We start from the raw sequence: 16270 nt of genomic DNA, 5'->3' as shown, positions 1-16270 counted from the left end.
TTGCAGATCAGCCTAAACTGCAAAGAAATTATGCGACTAAAATTGTCATCCCTGCTGGCAGCGGCCGGATTGCTGAGCGGTCAGGTTTTTGCCGCCGCCGAACCTCCCGCCCCGGCTCCGGGGCACGCCGACATTCGTGACAGCGGTTTTGTTTACTGCGTCAGCGGACAGGTCAATACCTTCAATCCGCAAAAAGCGGGCAGCGGCCTGATCGTCGATACGCTGGCCGCCCAGCTTTACGATCGCCTGCTGGATGTTGACCCTTATACCTACCGGCTGGTGCCGGAGCTGGCGGAAAGCTGGGAAGTACTCGACAACGGCGCGACGTACCGTTTCCGTCTGCGCGGCAACGTACAGTTTCAGAGCACCGACTGGTTTACTCCGACGCGCGCCCTTAATGCCGACGATGTGGTCTTTACCTTTCAGCGTATTTTCAATCGCAACCATCCGTGGCACTACGTCAACGGCGGGAGCTTCCCTTATTTCGACAGTCTGCAGTTTGCCGACAGCGTTGACAGCGTCCGCAAGCTGGATAACCGCACCGTTGAGTTTCGCTTAAAACGCCCGGACGCTTCGTTCCTGTGGCACCTGGCGACGCACTACGCCTCGGTCATGTCAGCAGAATATGCCGCGAAGCTCACCAAAGAAGACCGGCAGGAGCTACTGGACCGCCAGCCCGTCGGCACCGGCCCGTTCCGGCTCGGCGAATACCGTTCCGGGCAGTACATCCGTCTGCTGCGTCATGAAAAATTCTGGCGCGGCGAACCGCTAATGCCGCAGGTGGTTGTTGATCTTGGCGCCGGAGGAACCGGTCGTTTGTCGCGGCTGCTGACCGGTGAATGTGACGTACTGGCCTGGCCTGCCGCCAGTCAGTTGACGATCCTGCGTGACGATCCTCGTTTACGTCTGACGCTGCGCCCCGGCATGAACATCGCCTATCTGGCGTTTAACACCAATAAGCCGCCGCTGAATAACCCGGCGGTGCGCCACGCGCTGGCGCTTGCTATAAACAACCAGCGGCTGATGCAGTCGATCTATTACGGTACCGCCGAAACAGCGGCCTCTATTCTGCCGCGCGCGTCGTGGGCCTACGACAATGAAGCTAAAATTACCGAATACAATCCGGAAAAAGCGCGCGCGCAGTTGAAAGCGCTGGGGCAGGAAAACCTGACGCTGCATCTGTGGGTACCGACCAGTTCGCAGGCGTGGAACCCCAGCCCGTTAAAAACCGCCGAACTGATTCAGGCGGATATGGCGCAAGTGGGCGTTAACGTGGTGATTGTGCCGGTCGAGGGACGCTTCCAGGAAGCGCGGTTGATGGACATGACGCATGATCTTACGCTCGCCGGATGGGCGACGGACAGTAACGATCCGGATAGCTTCTTCCGGCCACTGCTGAGTTGCGCGGCTATCAGTTCGCAGACCAATTTCGCCCACTGGTGCAATAACGACTTTGACGATGTTCTGCGCAAAGCGCTGACGTCGCAACAACTGGCGTCACGTATTGACGCCTATGACGAAGCGCAGCAGATCCTGGCGAAAGAGTTGCCGGTACTGCCGCTGGCGTCGTCACTGCGTTTGCAGGCGTACCGTTACGATATCAAAGGGCTGGTGCTGAGCCCGTTTGGTAACGCCTCGTTCGCCGGGGTCTCGAGGGAAAAAGTTAGCGAGGTGAAAAAGCCATGATTATCTTTACCCTGCGTCGTTTGCTGTTGCTGCTGGTGACGCTCTTTTTCCTGACCTTTCTCGGCTTCAGCCTGAGCTATTTCACACCGCATGCGCCGCTGCAGGGCGCGTCATTCTGGAACGCCTGGCTGTTCTGGTTCACCGGCGTGCTGCACTGGGATTTTGGCGTTTCCAGCATCAACGGGCAACTGATCTCCGAGCAGTTAAAAGAGGTGTTCCCGGCGACCATGGAGTTGTGCATTCTGGCCTTCGGTTTTGCCCTGATCGTGGGGATCCCCGTCGGCATGCTGGCGGGCATTATGCGCAGCAAGTGGCAGGACAAATTCATCAGCGCCGCGGCGCTGCTCGGCTTTTCCATTCCCGTCTTCTGGCTGGCGCTGCTGCTCACCCTCTTCTTCTCGCTGACGCTGGGCTGGTTCCCGGTTTCCGGGCGGTTTGATCTGCTGTATGAAGTGAAAAACGTCACGGGTTTTGCGCTGATCGACGCCTGGCTTTCTGATTCGCCGTGGCGCGATGAGATGATCGTCAGCGCCCTGCGGCATATGGTGTTGCCGGTGCTGACGCTGGCGGTCGCGCCGACGACGGAAGTGATCCGCCTGATGCGCATCAGCACCATCGACGTCTACGACAGCAATTACGTCAAAGCGGCCGCCACGCGCGGGGTTTCTCGGCTGACCATTCTTCGCCGTCACGTGCTGCACAATGCGCTGCCGCCGGTGATCCCGCGTCTCGGTTTACAGTTTTCCACCATGCTGACGCTGGCGATGATCACCGAAATGGTTTTTAGCTGGCCGGGGCTGGGCCGCTGGCTGATCAACGCGATCCGCCAGCAGGATTACGCGGCGATCTCCGCCGGGGTAATGGTGATTGGTTCGCTGGTCATCATTATCAACGTGATTTCCGATATTCTGGGTGCGATGGCTAACCCGCTGAAACATAAGGAATGGTATGCCCTCCGATAGCGTCTATTTAGAAAAGCGCCCGCCTGGCGCGCTGCGCACCGTGTGGCGGAAATTCTATGGCGATACCAGCGCGATGGTGGGTTTGTACGGCTGCGCCGGTCTGGTACTGCTCTGCGTGTTTGGCGGCTGGTTCGCACCCTATGGTATCGATCAACAGTTTCTTGGTTATCAACTGATGCCGCCATCGTGGTCGCGCTATGGCGAGGTGTCGTTCTTCCTCGGTACCGATGATTTAGGCCGTGATGTGTTAAGCCGCCTTCTCAGCGGCGCGGCGCCAACAGTCGGCGGCGCTTTTGTCGTCACCCTCGCCGCCACGCTGTTTGGCTTGTTGTTTGGTGTTATCGCCGGTGCGACGCACGGTCTGCGCTCGGCGGTGATGAACCACATCCTCGATACGTTGCTGTCAATTCCCTCACTGTTGCTGGCGATTATCGTGGTGGCGTTTGCCGGTCCGCATCTGATCCACGCGATGTTTGCCGTCTGGCTGGCGCTGCTGCCGCGCATGGTGCGCTCGGTCTACAGCATGGTGCACGACGAACTGGAAAAAGAGTACGTGGTGGCGGCGCGACTCGATGGCGCGTCAACACTGAATATTCTCTGGTTTGCGGTGCTGCCGAATATCGCCTCCGGGCTGGTGACGGAAATCACCCGCGCACTGTCGATGGCGATTCTGGATATCGCCGCGCTCGGTTTTCTCGATCTGGGCGCGCAACTGCCCTCCCCGGAATGGGGCGCGATGCTCGGCGATGCGCTGGAGTTAATCTACGTAGCGCCGTGGACCGTGATGCTGCCGGGCGGCGCTATCATGCTGAGTGTGCTGCTGATTAACCTGCTTGGCGAAGGGATCCGCCGCGCCATTATTGCGGGGGTGGAATAATGCCGTTACTCGATATCCGCAATCTGACCATTGAATTTAAAACCGGCGACGACTGGGTAAAAGCCGTCGACCGCGTCAGCATGACGCTGGCGGAAGGTGAAATTCGCGGGCTGGTGGGTGAATCCGGTTCGGGGAAAAGCCTGATCGCCAAAGCCATCTGCGGTGTCACCAAAGATAACTGGCGGGTGACGGCGGACCGTATGCGTTTTGACGATATCGATCTGCTGCGTCTCTCCAGTCGAGAACGCCGCAAGCTGGTCGGTCACAACGTCTCGATGATTTTTCAGGAGCCGCAAAGCTGTCTCGATCCTTCCGCGAAAATTGGCCGTCAGCTGATGCAGAACATTCCCGCCTGGACCTTTAAAGGCCGCTGGTGGCAACGCGTCGGCTGGCGTAAACGCCGTGCCATTGAGCTGCTGCACCGCGTGGGGATTAAAGATCACAAAGACGCGATGCGCAGTTTTCCGTATGAACTGACCGATGGTGAATGTCAGAAAGTGATGATCGCCATTGCGCTCGCCAATCAGCCGCGGTTGCTGATTGCCGATGAACCGACCAACGCGATGGAGCCGACGACCCAGGCGCAGATTTTCCGCCTGCTGACGCGTCTTAATCAGAACAACAACACCACTATTTTGCTGATCAGCCATGACCTGCAAATGCTCAGCCAGTGGGCGGATAAAGTGAACGTGCTGTACTGCGGGCAAACGGTGGAAAGCGCGCCGAGCGAAGAGCTGATCACCACGCCGCATCATCCGTATACGCAGGCGCTCATCCGTGCGATCCCGGATTTCGGCAGCGCAATGCCGCACAAGAGCCGTCTGAACACGCTGCCGGGGGCGATCCCGCTGCTGGAACAGTTGCCGATGGGCTGTCGTCTGGGGCCGCGCTGCCCGTACGCCCAGCGCAAATGCATCGAGACGCCGCGACTGACGGGGGCGAAAAACCATCTGTACGCCTGTCATTTCCCGCTGAACATGGAGAGAGAGTGAGATGGTCGAAACCCTGCTGGAAGTCCGCAATCTGAGTAAGACCTTCCGCTATCGCACTGGCTGGTTCCACCGTCAGAACGTCGAGGCAGTGAAGCCGCTCAGCTTTACTCTGCGCGAGAAACAGACGCTGGCGATCATCGGTGAAAACGGTTCGGGCAAATCGACGCTGGCTAAAATGCTGGCGGGAATGGTGGAACCGACCACCGGCGAGTTGCTGATTGACGATCACCCGCTGCATTTTGGCGACTATTCGTTCCGCAGCCAGCGGATCCGTATGATTTTTCAGGACCCGTCAACGTCGCTGAACCCGCGCCAGCGCATTTCGCAGATCCTCGATTTTCCCCTGCGTCTGAACACTGAACTGGACGTCGACGCGCGACAAAAGCATGTCTACGAGACGCTGCGCATGGTTGGCCTGTTGCCGGATCACGCGAGTTACTATCCGCATATGCTGGCCCCCGGGCAGAAACAGCGTCTGGGACTGGCGCGCGCGCTGATTCTGCGCCCGAAAGTGATCATCTGTGACGAAGCGCTGGCCTCACTGGATATGTCGATGCGATCGCAACTGGTGAATCTGATGCTGGAATTACAGGATAAGCAAGGTATCTCTTATATCTATGTGACCCAACACCTGGGGATGATGAAGCACATCAGCGATCAGGTGCTGGTGATGCATCAGGGCGAGGTGGTGGAGCGCGGCAGCACCGCCGATGTGCTGGCGTCTCCCTTGCATGAGCTGACCAAACGGTTGATTGCCGGTCATTTTGGCGAAGCATTAACCGCGGATGCGTGGCGTAAGGATCGCTGACATTCAGTGGTCGGATTAACTCCGGGGATTCTTCATGTTAGAATCGCCGCGTTTTAACGACGGTCTGCCGGATTTCTGCGCGGATCGCCATAACAATGACGATAAGGATTACAAGCTATGGGTTTTCTTTCCGGTAAGCGCATTCTGGTCACTGGCGTGGCCAGTAAATTGTCCATCGCCTACGGTATCGCACAGGCGATGCACCGTGAAGGGGCTGAGCTGGCTTTCACCTATCAGAACGACAAACTGAAAGGCCGCGTTGAAGAGTTCGCCGCTCAACTGGGTTCCAGCATTGTTCTGGAATGTGACGTTGCTAAAGATGAAAGCATCGACGCGCTGTTCACCGATCTGGCGAAAGTGTGGCCGAAATTCGATGGTTTCGTTCACTCCATCGGCTTTGCGCCGGGCGATCAACTGGATGGCGACTATGTTAACGCGGTGACCCGCGACGGTTTCAAAATCGCGCATGACATCAGTGCCTACAGCTTCGTGGCGCTGGCGAAAGCCTGCCGCTCCATGCTGAACCCGGATTCCGCACTGCTGACGCTCTCTTACCTCGGTGCAGAACGTGCGATCCCGAACTACAACGTGATGGGTCTGGCGAAAGCCTCTCTGGAAGCGAACGTCCGTTATATGGCGAACGCGATGGGTCCGGAAGGCGTTCGCGTCAACGCGATCTCCGCAGGCCCGATCCGTACGCTGGCAGCTTCCGGCATTAAAGACTTCCGTAAAATGCTGGCGCACTGCGAAGCGGTGACCCCGATTCGTCGTACTGTCACCATCGAAGACGTGGGCAACACAGCAGCTTTCCTGTGCTCTAACCTGTCTGCCGGTATCTCCGGTGAAGTCGTTCACGTTGACGGCGGTTTCAACATCGCAGCCATGAACGAACTGGAAATCAAATAATTTCCTTCCCCCTCTCCACGCCCGTGAAGAGGGGTCTCTCCCGCCCCTTCTGCGTTATAACTAACTGCTATTTGATATCACCCAACAATATTTTCTCCCTTTCTCGCCTTACGCCAGGATATTTATTCATAAACGATCCGGTGTGCCGACTGTTGTCTCCGGATCGCCACTTTTAGATCAAGGAATGCCCATGGAGCAACGCCGCGTTTACGGCAAAAGCCACTGGTATCATGAAACCCAGTCACGAGCCACCCGGGGAGATGCCCTGCCGCTGGTCCCGGAAGCCGCCCATGTTGACGATCGTTTTTTGCTGGACCTCGCCCTGCCTGATGATCTCCTGAATGCCTGCGACCCCTGGCTGCAACCCGCCAGAGCCCTGAGCGACCGGCTTTTCCCTGACGTGGTGCAGGTGAGCCGTCTGCAAACCTTCAGCGCCTATGAGCGCCTCAGCACCGCATTAACGGTGGCGCAGGTCTATGGTGTGCAGCGCCTGTGTAATCACTATGCCGCGCGTCTGACACCGTTGCCCGGTCCGGATTCCTCGCGGGAAAGCAACCGCCGACTGGCGCAAATCACGCAGTATGCGCGCCAGCTCGCCAGTTCACCGTCAGTGATTGGCAGCGCGTCGCGCGGGCAGCTTGATGAAGTCGGGCTCACCACGCCGGACATCATTCTTATCAACCAGATTATCGGTTTCGTTGGTTTTCAGGCGCGTGCGCTGGCGGCGTTTCAGGCCAGTCTCGGGCACCCGGTGCGCTGGCTTCCCGGCATGCCGATGCAGGAAGATGCCCCGACAGAGCGCTTTACCGTGACAACCACACCCTGGTCTTCAGATCTCCCCGCCGTGACGCTGAACTATGCCAGCCCGGCGCAACTGGCGGCGCTGGAACGCTGGCAATCGCAGCCTGAACTCACTGCGCTGGCACCGTTGCTGGCAATCGATCCCGATGTGCTCTCCCTGCTCGGCGAAACGCTGACCGCACTGGCTCAGCCGACCGCGCCGCATCTGCTGGTGGCCTTGCTCGCCGCGCGTATCAACGGCAGCCAGCATTGTTTCCAGGCGCTGGCTGAGCGCTGGCACGGCGCGCCTGGCCTGCCCGATGCGGTGCGCAACGGTGAACGGGCGCTCCAGGCCTGGGGGCATAATCATCCTTTCGAGCGCGCCGTTATCCAGGCCGCACAACTGTTAACCCGCGCGCCGGACAGATTCAGCGCCGCGCAGCTTATTCCCCTGCAGGAACAGGGGTTTTCTGCCGCCGACGCCGTGGCATTGCTGGCATGGTGCGGGCTCAGCGGTTGGTTGAACCGTCTGAACATCGCCCTGGGAAATGAGTAACCTCAGCGGAAAATACCGAAAGAGCGCTTGCTGACACCGTGAGATTCGCGTAAAACTGTCAGCCGCTCTTTTGGTCACGAAAATACATCACTATGTTTCAGGACAACCCGCTGCTTGCTCAGCTTAAACAGCAACTTCATTCCCAGACGCCGCGTGCGGAAGGGGTGGTAAAAGGCACGGAAAAAGGCTTTGGCTTCCTTGAAGTGGACGCGCAAAAAAGCTACTTCATTCCGCCGCCGCAAATGAAAAAGGTGATGCATGGCGATCGCATCATTGCGGTCATTCATTCTGAGAAAGATCGCGAAAGCGCCGAGCCGGAAGAACTGGTCGAGCCGTTCCTGACACGCTTCGTCGGACGTATTCACAAGAAAGACGACCGTCTGTCAATTACCCCTGACCATCCCCTGTTGAAAGAAGCCATTCCCTGCCGCGCCGTCCGTGGCGTTGAGCACGATTTTAAAGAAGGCGACTGGGCCGTTGCGGAAATGCGCCGTCACCCGCTGAAAGGTGATCGCGGTTTTTACGCTGAACTGACGCAGTTCATCACCTTTGGCGACGATCATTTCGTGCCGTGGTGGGTCACCCTCGCCCGTCATAACCTTGAAAAAGAAGCGCCGGATGGCGTTGCCACCGAGATGCAGGACGAAGGTCTTGAGCGTCGCGATCTGACCGGCCTGACGTTTGTCACCATCGACAGCGCCAGCACGGAAGATATGGATGACGCGTTATACGCCGAAGCTGCTGACGATGGCAAAATGCACCTGACAGTGGCGATTGCCGATCCGACCGCCTGGATTGTTGAAGGCAGCAAGCTGGATAACGCCGCGAAAATCCGCGCCTTTACCAACTACCTGCCGGGCTTCAACATTCCGATGCTGCCGCGCGAACTGTCTGACGATCTCTGCTCGTTGCGCGCCAGTGAAGTGCGTCCGGTGCTGGCCTGCCGCATGACTATCGCCGCCGACGGCACCATTGAAGACGATATCGACTTTTTCGCCGCGACCATCGAGTCAAAAGCGAAACTGGCCTATGACGATGTCTCCGACTGGCTGGAAAACAGCGGTAGCTGGAAGCCGGAAAGCGAGGCGATCGCGCAGCAAATTACCCTGTTGCAGCGTATTTGCCAGCTGCGCGGCGAATGGCGTCACACCCATGCGCTGGTGTTTAAAGATCGCCCGGATTACCGCTTTGTGCTGGGCGAAAAAGGCGAAGTGCTGGACATCATTGCCGAACCGCGCCGCATTGCGAACCGTATCGTTGAAGAATCGATGATTGCCGCCAACATCTGCGCCGCCCGTGTGCTGCGCGACAGACTCGGTTTTGGCATCTACAACGTTCATACCGGTTTCGATCCGACCAACAGCGAACAGCTGGCTGCCCTGCTGAAAACCCACGACGTGCATGTTGATCCGCAGGAAGTGCTGACGCTGGACGGCTTCTGCAAGCTGCGTCGCGAACTGGATGCACAGCCCTCCGGTTTCCTCGACAGCCGCATTCGTCGCTTCCAGTCTTTCGCGGAAATCAGCACCGAGCCAGGTCCGCACTTCGGTCTGGGTCTCGAAGCGTACGCAACCTGGACTTCACCGATTCGTAAATATGGCGACATGATCAACCATCGTCTGCTGAAAGCGATCATCAAAGGTGAAACCATTGCCCGTCCGCAGGACGAGGTGACGGTGCAGATGGCGGAACGTCGTCGCCTGAACCGCATGGCGGAACGTGACGTTGCCGACTGGCTGTACGCGCGTTTCCTGAATGCGAAAGCCGGGACGGATACACGTTACGCCGCTGAGATCATCGATATCAGCCGTGGCGGTATGCGTGTTCGTCTGGTAGATAACGGCGCGGTGGCATTCATTCCCGCTCCGTTCCTGCATGCTGTTCGTGACGAGCTGGTATGCAGTCAGGAAAACGGCACTGTGCAAATCAAAGGCGAAACCGTCTGCAAAGTCACCGATGTGATTGACGTGACGATCGCTGAAGTACGCATGGAAACCCGCAGCGTGATCGCGCGTCCGGTTGCCTGATGCTTTACTGAGCGGTCTCCGACGGGAGATCGCTCATTTCTCCCTCTCATCTGCTTTATCCGCCACAATTTTTTTGCAAATCCCCTCCACAAAACAGCAAAACCATTCACAATAAAAAGAATTACCGCGACGCCGATATGGACATATGTTGACTGCGCGATCAGGCCGGGAGAAGTCATGACTGAGGAACTGGAGCACAATCTGCTCTATCGCTATCTGGGCACCACCAGCCCATACTGGCGACTGGCAGGCGACAGCAACGCCCTGCATCTGGCGGCGACAGAAGGAACAGAAACGCGTCAGGTGATCGCCCTGAGCCCCGAACAGGCCGACAGCATTCGTGAAATGACGGTGATCACCTCCAGTATCACGATGACCATTTCCTTTTACGGCGAGGACGTGCCCGTTCATCTCGTTGGACGTAAAATCAGCAAATCTCAATGGGGTGGTACTGCGTCAGCCTGGCATGACACTCCCTCTGTGACCCGTGATCTGGTGCAGGGCCTCTCTTTTGCCGAGCAGGTCGTTTCCGAAGCCAATTCAGTGATCGTCATCCTCGATAAGCAGGGAAATATTCAGCGCTTCAATCGACTGAGCGAAGAATATACCGGTCTGAAAGAGCATGAGGTGATTGGTCAGAATGTTTTTAAACTGTTTATGAGCCGCACCGAAGCAGCAGCCTCAAGAAAGAAGATCACCGGCTTTTTCCGCAACGGCAATGCTTATGAAGCCGAGCGCTGGATCAAAACGCAAAAAGGGCAGCGGCTGTTTTTATTTCGCAATAAATTCGTCCACAGTGGCAGCGGCAGAAATGAAATTTTCCTGATTTGCTCCGGTACGGACATCACCGATGAACGCCGCGCCCAGGAGCGCCTGCGCGTGCTGGCGAACACCGATATCATTACCGGCCTGCCCAACCGCAACGCGATCCACGACATGATCGCCGACGCTATCGCTAACCGTGGCGAGACGCAGGTTGGCGTGGTTTATCTCGACCTCGATAACTTCAAGAAGGTCAACGATGCCTACGGGCATATGTTCGGCGACCAGCTGTTGCAGTCGGTTTCGCTGTCGATTCTGAGTTGTCTCGAAGAAGGCCAGACGCTGGCGCGACTGGGCGGCGATGAGTTTATCGTGCTGGCGACCGATTCCTCGCAAAGCGCTCTGGAAGCGATGGCATCACGCATCCTGACACGCCTGCGCGAGCCGTTCCGCATTGGCCTGATTGAAGTCTATTCCGGCTGTTCGCTGGGTATCTCCCTCGCCCCGCAGCATGGCACCGATCGCGAAAGCCTGATCCGCAACGCGGATACCGCTATGTATACGGCCAAAGAGAGCGGTCGCGGCAAATTTTGCGTCTTTTCACCGGAAATGAACCAGCGCGTGTTTGAATACCTGTGGCTGGACACCAATCTGCGTAAGGCGCTGGAAAACGATCAACTGGTGATCCACTACCAGCCGAAAATCACCTGGCGTGGTGAAGTGCGCAGCCTGGAAGCGCTGGTGCGCTGGCAGTCGCCGGAGCGCGGACTGATTCAGCCGATGGATTTTATCTCTTATGCCGAGGAGTCTGGTTTGATTGTGCCGCTGGGCCGTTGGGTGATGCTGGACGTGGTTCGCCAGGTGGCGAAGTGGCGCGACAAAGGTCTTGATCTGCGCGTGGCAGTCAACGTCTCCGCGCGGCAACTTGCCGACCAGACCATTTTCAGTGATCTGAAACAGGCGTTGCACGATCTCAATCTCGAATACTGCCCTATCGACGTCGAGCTGACGGAAAGCTGTCTGATTGAAAACGAAGCGCTGGCGCAGTCAGTCATCGAACAGTTCAGTAAACTCGGCGCGCAGATACATCTGGATGATTTTGGTACGGGGTATTCGTCACTGTCGCAACTGGCCCGTTTCCCGATTGACGCTATTAAGCTGGATCAGGCTTTCGTGCGCGATATCCATAAACACCCTGTCGCGCAATCGCTGGTCCGGGCGATCATGGCGGTAGCGCAGGCGCTGAATTTGCAGGTGATTGCGGAAGGGGTTGAAAGCGCAAAAGAAGACGCCTTTCTTACCAAAAACGGCGTCAATGAGCGGCAGGGATTTTTATTTGCTAAGCCCATGCCTGCCGCCGTTTTCGAACGCTGGTATAAACGGCGTCAGTCGCGCAAAACCCGTTAACCGGCGTTGCGCAGGATGACCGGGATATATCGGGGGTAATTATTAATCACTTACCGCGAGGTACTAAACCAGGATTTTTTTTCACTTCTCTTTTGCCGCTATTTTTTGCATCATTGAATTCATTCATTTTATTGTCAGGATAACGCCATGTCTGATTTCGATGCACGACAGGTCGCCCAACGTATTGATACCATTCTGGACATTCTTGTCGCCGGTGATACCCACTCGGCAATAAATAATCTGGAAATTTTAAAAGCTGAACTGCTGGCGCAAGCACAGGATGAGCAGGAAAACAAATCGGGGCCGACGAAATCGCCCTGGGAAATATAATATGAACGCCCGACAACAATCTATCCTCCAGAACGTGATCGATAAAGGTCGCATGAGTGTGACCGATCTCGCCAGAATGACCGGCGTTTCGGAAGTGACGATTCGCCAGGATCTGAATCTGCTGGAAAAACAAAACTATTTGCGCCGTACCCACGGCTTCGCGGTGCCGCTCGACAGCGAAGATATGGAAACGCGGATGATGAATAACTTCTCCCTGAAGCGCGAACTGGCGACGTTTGCCGCCTCGCTCGTCAATTCCGGAGAAACGGTGTTTATCGAGAACGGCAGCAGCAATGCCCTGCTCGCCCGTACGCTGGCGGAGCGCGGCGACGTGACGATTATCACCGTCAGCAGTTATATCGCCCATTTACTGAAAGAGACACCCGGCGAAGTGATTTTGCTGGGCGGAATATATCAGAAGAAAAGTGAAAGCATGGTCGGCCCGCTGACACGGCAATTTCTCCAGCAGGTTCATTTCAGCAAAGCCTTTATTGGTATTGACGGCTGGCAGCCAGAAACCGGTTTTACCGGCCGCGACATGATGCGCTCGGATGTAGTTAACGGCGTGCTGGAAAAAGGCTGTGAAGCCATTATCCTCACCGACAGCTCAAAATTTGGCGCCGTCCACCCGTATACCCTCGGCCCGGTCAGCAAATTCAATCGTGTGATTACCGACAGTGGCCTCGCGGCCTCCAACCAGTTGGCGCTGGAGCAATCCGGCCTGCATGTTGATATCGTTCAACGCCCCTGAAAATTAACGTCCGGTACGCCATCTGTACGTATCGGACAATATTCCTCGCATATGAGACTTTTCTTAACCGCCAATTAAGAGTTTTTACCTGTCTGTTATTCTCCGGAGACGTAAAATTAATATTAGCGATATAACAGGACGTGATTATCACTTGCGTGATTTCCAGCACTACTTGTTACCTGCGCAACCGTGTTTCATGGAATTCCTCAGGGCAGATCTTTTCGACTATGCTTAAAGGGAGTTTCTTCCATGAATCGATAATTCAGGAGAAAATATGATGACTTCAATGAGCAAAAAAATGACAGCGGCCGCTCTGGCGGTAGCACTGGTAATGTCGCTTAGCGCCTGTTCTAACTGGTCTAAACGTGACCGTAACACCGCTATCGGTGCGGGTGCAGGTGCTCTCGGTGGCGCAGTCTTAACCGACGGAAGCACGCTGGGTACTCTGGGTGGCGCTGCCGTAGGTGGTATTATCGGTCACCAGGTTGGAAAATAAGCCATACCAGCCTTATAACGAAAATAAAGTATTTGGTTTTCAGGTCTGACTTACGCACCAAAATAATTATGGGCCACGTGCTTTGCACCGTGGCCCAAAATATATCAGCCGCCCGCTAACTTAACGTTATATCCTTTGGCTTCGAGCAGTGATTTAATCAGATCGCGTTTATCTCCCTGAATTTCAATCACGCCATCTTTTACTGAGCCACCACAGCCACATTTCTTTTTCAGCTCTGCCGCCAGTTTCGCCAGCGCCTCATCGCTTTCATCAATGCCGGTTATCAGACTGACGCCTTTGCCTTTGCGTCCGCTGGTCTGGCGCTGAATGCGCACAATACCGTCGCCTTTTGGCCGTACCGACGCGGCTTTCGGTTCATCAATTCGCCCGGTCTCCGTCGAATAGACCAGACGACTGTTTGCATCGCTCATTCGCCCTCCTTTCGCAGTGACGCGTTAATCGCCCGCAGCGTCTGCGCCGGATCGGCAGATTGCGTCACCGGGCGACCAATCACCATATAGTCTACCCCCGCCGCCTGCGCCTGCTCCGGCGTCATGATACGCCGCTGGTCGCCTGCCTCGCTGCCTGCCGGACGGATGCCCGGCGTCACCAGCCGGAATGACTGTCCAAACGCCTGTTTGAAGCGCACCGCTTCCTGCGCCGAGCAGACCACGCCATCTAAACCGCATTTTTGCGTCAGTGCCGCCAGTTTTTCGGCGTAATCCGCCGGGGATAACGTCACGCCCAGATCCTGCAAATCGCTGGCTTCCATACTGGTCAGTACCGTGACGGCAATCAGCAACGGCGCCTCTTTGCCAAAAGGCAGCAGCGCTTCGCGCGCGGCGGTCATCATCCGCGCCCCGCCCGAGGCATGAACGTTCACCATCCACACGCCGAGATCGGCCGCAGCGGCAACCGCGTGGGCTGTGGTGTTAGGAATATCGTGAAATTTCAGGTCGAGGAAAATCGCAAAACCGCGCTGTTGCAGTTCACGTACAAACTGCGGCCCGAACAGGGTGAACATCTCTTTTCCGACTTTCAGACGGCAGTCGCGCGGATCGATGCGATCAACGAACGCCAGCGCCTTGTCTCGATCGGCATAATCCAGCGCGACAATAACGGGAGATGTGGTAACCACGGAGGAAGAAGATGAAGCAGGTGACGTCATGAGCAGACCTTCTTATTGATGGGCGCAGTTCAGGCGCGAAAAAGGTAAACGGCGAGCATTCTACCTGCGATGTCAGCAAATTGACAGCGGCGGTTCCCCACTGCTTGGCGATGCAGGCACGGTGTTGCAGGTGCATGTGGGAGCAAACATTAAGGATGTTGTAACTAAAGTGGGATTTTTTTAAAAATTACTGCCCGTCAAGGCCGCGAATCGGTTTCACGGTTGACCAGGCGCGGCAGGACGGACAATGCCAGTACAACGTGTAAGCGGTAAAGCCACATTTCTGGCAGCGATAGCGCGGCTTACTGCGCACCTGCTCGCCCACCATATCACGCAGCACCATCAGGCTCTCTTTAGCGCGCCCTTCTTCTGCTTCATTGAGGTGATAATCCATTAATTTATAGAACACCCGCATCGTCGGGTGGCGCTGGAGCTGGCGGGTGATATAGGTCTGCGCGTTGTCGCTGCCCTCTTTTTGCTCGAGGATTTGCGCCATCATCAGTTCAGCCGTCGCCCCGGTGTTTTCGTCAACGCAACGACGCAGGAACACTTCCCATTCGTCGTTTTTACCGAGCTGTTGATAGCAGGCCTGCAGCATCTCCAGCGTTTCGCTGACCAGCTCGCGATCCTGATCGATCACCCGTTGCAGGCTTTCCACCGCTTTGGCGAAATCGCCCTTTGCCATCCACACCCGGCCCATCATGATGGAGATACGCGCGCTGTTACGGTCGGCTGCGGCTCCCTTGCGCAGGAGTTGCATGGCCTTGTCCATGTCGTCGTTAGCCATCTGCTGAAGCGCCAGCTCGCACCAGAAATGGGCTATCTCTACACGATGCCGTTCTTTGCCGAGCTTAACCAGCCGTTCTGCGACGTCGATGGCTTTCTGCCAGTCGCTGGTCGCCTGATAAATTTGCAGTAATTGTTGTAGCGCGCCGATGCGGAAATCTGTCTCATCCACCAGCTGGCTGAACATGTCTTCGGCGCGGTCATACAGCCCCGCCGCCATGTAGTCACGCCCCAGTTGCTGCACGGCCAGCAGGCGCTGATCGTAAGTCAGAGAGGCACTTTCCATGAGGGTCTGGTGGATGCGGATAGCGCGGTCGACTTCACCACGGGAGCGGAACAGGTTGCCGAGGGTCAGATGCGCTTCAACGGTGCCGGTATCCTCTTTGAGCATGTCGAGGAACAGATCCACCGCCTTATCTTGCTGATTACTGAGCAGAAAGTTAACCCCCGCGACATAGTCACGGGATAAACGGTTAGCCTCGTCCTGTTTGGACTGTTGTGCACTTCTGCGACCCATGTACCAGCCATACGCAGCGGCAACAGGCAAAAGCAGAAACAACAACTCCAGCATAAATAATTATTCCTTCACAGCCGGGACACCCGGTTCGGACGGTGACACGGTTGCAGGCGTAATCTGGTTTTCCAGGCGCTTTATCTTGCGGTCAGCACGCATCAGCGAGACGCGCACGCGAAGCCAGAAAATCCCGCAGACCAGCCAGCCGATGATGAACCCTGCGGCAAACAGCACGGCCAGGAGCGTTGAGATCCGAAACTCACCCTGCGCCAGCAGATAATTAAACGTCACCTGCTGATCGTTTTGCGCGCCAAGCGTGACTGAGACGACGAAGATCGCTAACACCAGTAAGAAAATGAGTAAATATTTCACATTACTTCCCGTTATGTGGTTTGCGCGAATAAAGTTTGTGCGACATGACGCTTCCAGCCCTATAAAGTATCATCTTCGCCTTACCTGCGA

The 16270-nt window shown here is 56.4% G+C and carries 16 protein-coding genes; 12 read left to right on the top strand and 4 right to left on the bottom strand.

Annotation, left to right across the window (positions count from 1 at the left end):
- Positions 1–30 precede the first annotated feature (30 nt).
- The 12 genes from sapA (at position 31) to osmB (ending at position 13340) form a co-directional block, all read left to right on the top strand.
- Positions 31–1686, top strand: coding sequence for an ABC transporter substrate-binding protein SapA (gene sapA / locus AOY23_RS07295; protein WP_054178469.1), 1656 nt, complete (start codon positions 31–33; stop codon positions 1684–1686).
- Positions 1683–2648, top strand: coding sequence for a putrescine export ABC transporter permease SapB (gene sapB, locus AOY23_RS07290; protein WP_054178470.1), 966 nt, complete (start codon positions 1683–1685; stop codon positions 2646–2648). The genes sapA and sapB overlap by 4 nt, the downstream gene beginning before the upstream one ends.
- Complete coding sequence (gene sapC / locus AOY23_RS07285) at positions 2635–3525, top strand: putrescine export ABC transporter permease SapC (protein WP_054178471.1); 891 nt, start codon at positions 2635–2637, stop codon at positions 3523–3525. The genes sapB and sapC overlap by 14 nt, the downstream gene beginning before the upstream one ends.
- Complete coding sequence (sapD, locus tag AOY23_RS07280) at positions 3525–4517, top strand: putrescine export ABC transporter ATP-binding protein SapD (protein WP_054178472.1); 993 nt, start codon at positions 3525–3527, stop codon at positions 4515–4517. Before sapC ends, sapD begins: the two co-directional genes overlap by 1 nt.
- A 1-nt stretch (position 4518) precedes the next feature.
- Complete coding sequence (gene sapF / locus AOY23_RS07275) at positions 4519–5325, top strand: putrescine export ABC transporter ATP-binding protein SapF (protein ID WP_054178473.1); 807 nt, start codon at positions 4519–4521, stop codon at positions 5323–5325.
- Between the two features lie 117 nt (positions 5326–5442).
- Positions 5443–6231, top strand: coding sequence for an enoyl-ACP reductase FabI (gene fabI, locus AOY23_RS07270; RefSeq protein WP_038154279.1), 789 nt, complete (start codon positions 5443–5445; stop codon positions 6229–6231).
- A gap of 190 nt (positions 6232–6421) precedes the next feature.
- Complete coding sequence (locus tag AOY23_RS07265) at positions 6422–7567, top strand: CMD domain-containing protein (RefSeq protein ID WP_054178474.1); 1146 nt, start codon at positions 6422–6424, stop codon at positions 7565–7567.
- Between the two features lie 92 nt (positions 7568–7659).
- On the top strand, positions 7660–9594 hold the full coding sequence (locus AOY23_RS07260) for an exoribonuclease II (protein WP_054178475.1): 1935 nt from the start codon (positions 7660–7662) through the stop codon (positions 9592–9594).
- A 177-nt stretch (positions 9595–9771) separates the two neighbouring features.
- Positions 9772–11763, top strand: a complete 1992-nt coding sequence (gene pdeR / locus AOY23_RS07255; protein WP_054178476.1) for a cyclic di-GMP phosphodiesterase — start codon at positions 9772–9774, stop codon at positions 11761–11763.
- A 147-nt stretch (positions 11764–11910) separates the two neighbouring features.
- A complete protein-coding gene (locus AOY23_RS07250; protein WP_054178477.1) occupies positions 11911–12093 on the top strand; it encodes a YciZ family protein in 183 nt (60 codons plus the stop codon).
- Between the two features lies 1 nt (position 12094).
- Positions 12095–12844 carry a DNA-binding transcriptional regulator YciT gene (gene yciT, locus AOY23_RS07245; RefSeq protein ID WP_054178478.1) on the top strand — a complete coding sequence of 250 codons (750 nt, stop codon included), beginning with the start codon at positions 12095–12097 and terminating at the stop codon, positions 12842–12844.
- Between the two features lie 277 nt (positions 12845–13121).
- A complete protein-coding gene (gene osmB, locus AOY23_RS07240) occupies positions 13122–13340 on the top strand; it encodes an osmotically-inducible lipoprotein OsmB (RefSeq protein WP_054178787.1) in 219 nt (72 codons plus the stop codon).
- A gap of 104 nt (positions 13341–13444) precedes the next feature.
- On the opposite strand, the gene yciH is transcribed toward osmB, so the two are convergent.
- The 4 genes from yciH to AOY23_RS07220 form a co-directional block, all read right to left on the bottom strand.
- Positions 13445–13771: a stress response translation initiation inhibitor YciH gene (gene yciH / locus AOY23_RS07235; protein WP_054178479.1), complete on the bottom strand. Its 327-nt coding sequence runs from the start codon at positions 13769–13771 to the stop codon at positions 13445–13447.
- The gene (gene pyrF / locus AOY23_RS07230; protein ID WP_054178480.1) at positions 13768–14508 is read right to left on the bottom strand and encodes an orotidine-5'-phosphate decarboxylase; all 741 of its coding nucleotides are present in this window, start codon (positions 14506–14508) and stop codon (positions 13768–13770) included. The genes yciH and pyrF overlap by 4 nt, the downstream gene beginning before the upstream one ends.
- 187 nt (positions 14509–14695) lie before the next feature.
- Positions 14696–15865, bottom strand: a complete 1170-nt coding sequence (lapB, locus tag AOY23_RS07225; protein WP_054178481.1) for a lipopolysaccharide assembly protein LapB — start codon at positions 15863–15865, stop codon at positions 14696–14698.
- Between the two features lie 6 nt (positions 15866–15871).
- Positions 15872–16180, bottom strand: coding sequence for a LapA family protein (locus tag AOY23_RS07220; RefSeq protein ID WP_054178482.1), 309 nt, complete (start codon positions 16178–16180; stop codon positions 15872–15874).
- Positions 16181–16270 lie beyond the last annotated feature (90 nt).

Source organism: Trabulsiella odontotermitis, from assembly GCF_001297775.1.
Lineage (GTDB): Bacteria > Pseudomonadota > Gammaproteobacteria > Enterobacterales > Enterobacteriaceae > Trabulsiella > Trabulsiella odontotermitis.
Note: the sequence above shows the minus strand (reverse complement) of the source record. Positions and strands in the feature narration are given on the sequence as shown.

What these genes read in the sequence shown, in the direction of transcription:
- sapA (WP_054178469.1), top strand. Translation starts at nt 31, where the DNA reads ATGCGACTAAAATTGTCATCCCTGCTGGCAGCGGCCGGATTGCTGAGC.
- sapB (WP_054178470.1), top strand. Translation starts at nt 1,683, where the DNA reads ATGATTATCTTTACCCTGCGTCGTTTGCTGTTGCTGCTGGTGACGCTC.
- sapC (WP_054178471.1), top strand. Translation starts at nt 2,635, where the DNA reads ATGCCCTCCGATAGCGTCTATTTAGAAAAGCGCCCGCCTGGCGCGCTG.
- sapD (WP_054178472.1), top strand. Translation starts at nt 3,525, where the DNA reads ATGCCGTTACTCGATATCCGCAATCTGACCATTGAATTTAAAACCGGC.
- sapF (WP_054178473.1), top strand. Translation starts at nt 4,519, where the DNA reads ATGGTCGAAACCCTGCTGGAAGTCCGCAATCTGAGTAAGACCTTCCGC.
- fabI (WP_038154279.1), top strand. Translation starts at nt 5,443, where the DNA reads ATGGGTTTTCTTTCCGGTAAGCGCATTCTGGTCACTGGCGTGGCCAGT.
- AOY23_RS07265 (WP_054178474.1), top strand. Translation starts at nt 6,422, where the DNA reads ATGGAGCAACGCCGCGTTTACGGCAAAAGCCACTGGTATCATGAAACC.
- AOY23_RS07260 (WP_054178475.1), top strand. Translation starts at nt 7,660, where the DNA reads ATGTTTCAGGACAACCCGCTGCTTGCTCAGCTTAAACAGCAACTTCAT.
- pdeR (WP_054178476.1), top strand. Translation starts at nt 9,772, where the DNA reads ATGACTGAGGAACTGGAGCACAATCTGCTCTATCGCTATCTGGGCACC.
- AOY23_RS07250 (WP_054178477.1), top strand. Translation starts at nt 11,911, where the DNA reads ATGTCTGATTTCGATGCACGACAGGTCGCCCAACGTATTGATACCATT.
- yciT (WP_054178478.1), top strand. Translation starts at nt 12,095, where the DNA reads ATGAACGCCCGACAACAATCTATCCTCCAGAACGTGATCGATAAAGGT.
- osmB (WP_054178787.1), top strand. Translation starts at nt 13,122, where the DNA reads ATGACTTCAATGAGCAAAAAAATGACAGCGGCCGCTCTGGCGGTAGCA.
- yciH (WP_054178479.1), bottom strand. Translation starts at nt 13,771, where the DNA reads ATGAGCGATGCAAACAGTCGTCTGGTCTATTCGACGGAGACCGGGCGA.
- pyrF (WP_054178480.1), bottom strand. Translation starts at nt 14,508, where the DNA reads ATGACGTCACCTGCTTCATCTTCTTCCTCCGTGGTTACCACATCTCCC.
- lapB (WP_054178481.1), bottom strand. Translation starts at nt 15,865, where the DNA reads ATGCTGGAGTTGTTGTTTCTGCTTTTGCCTGTTGCCGCTGCGTATGGC.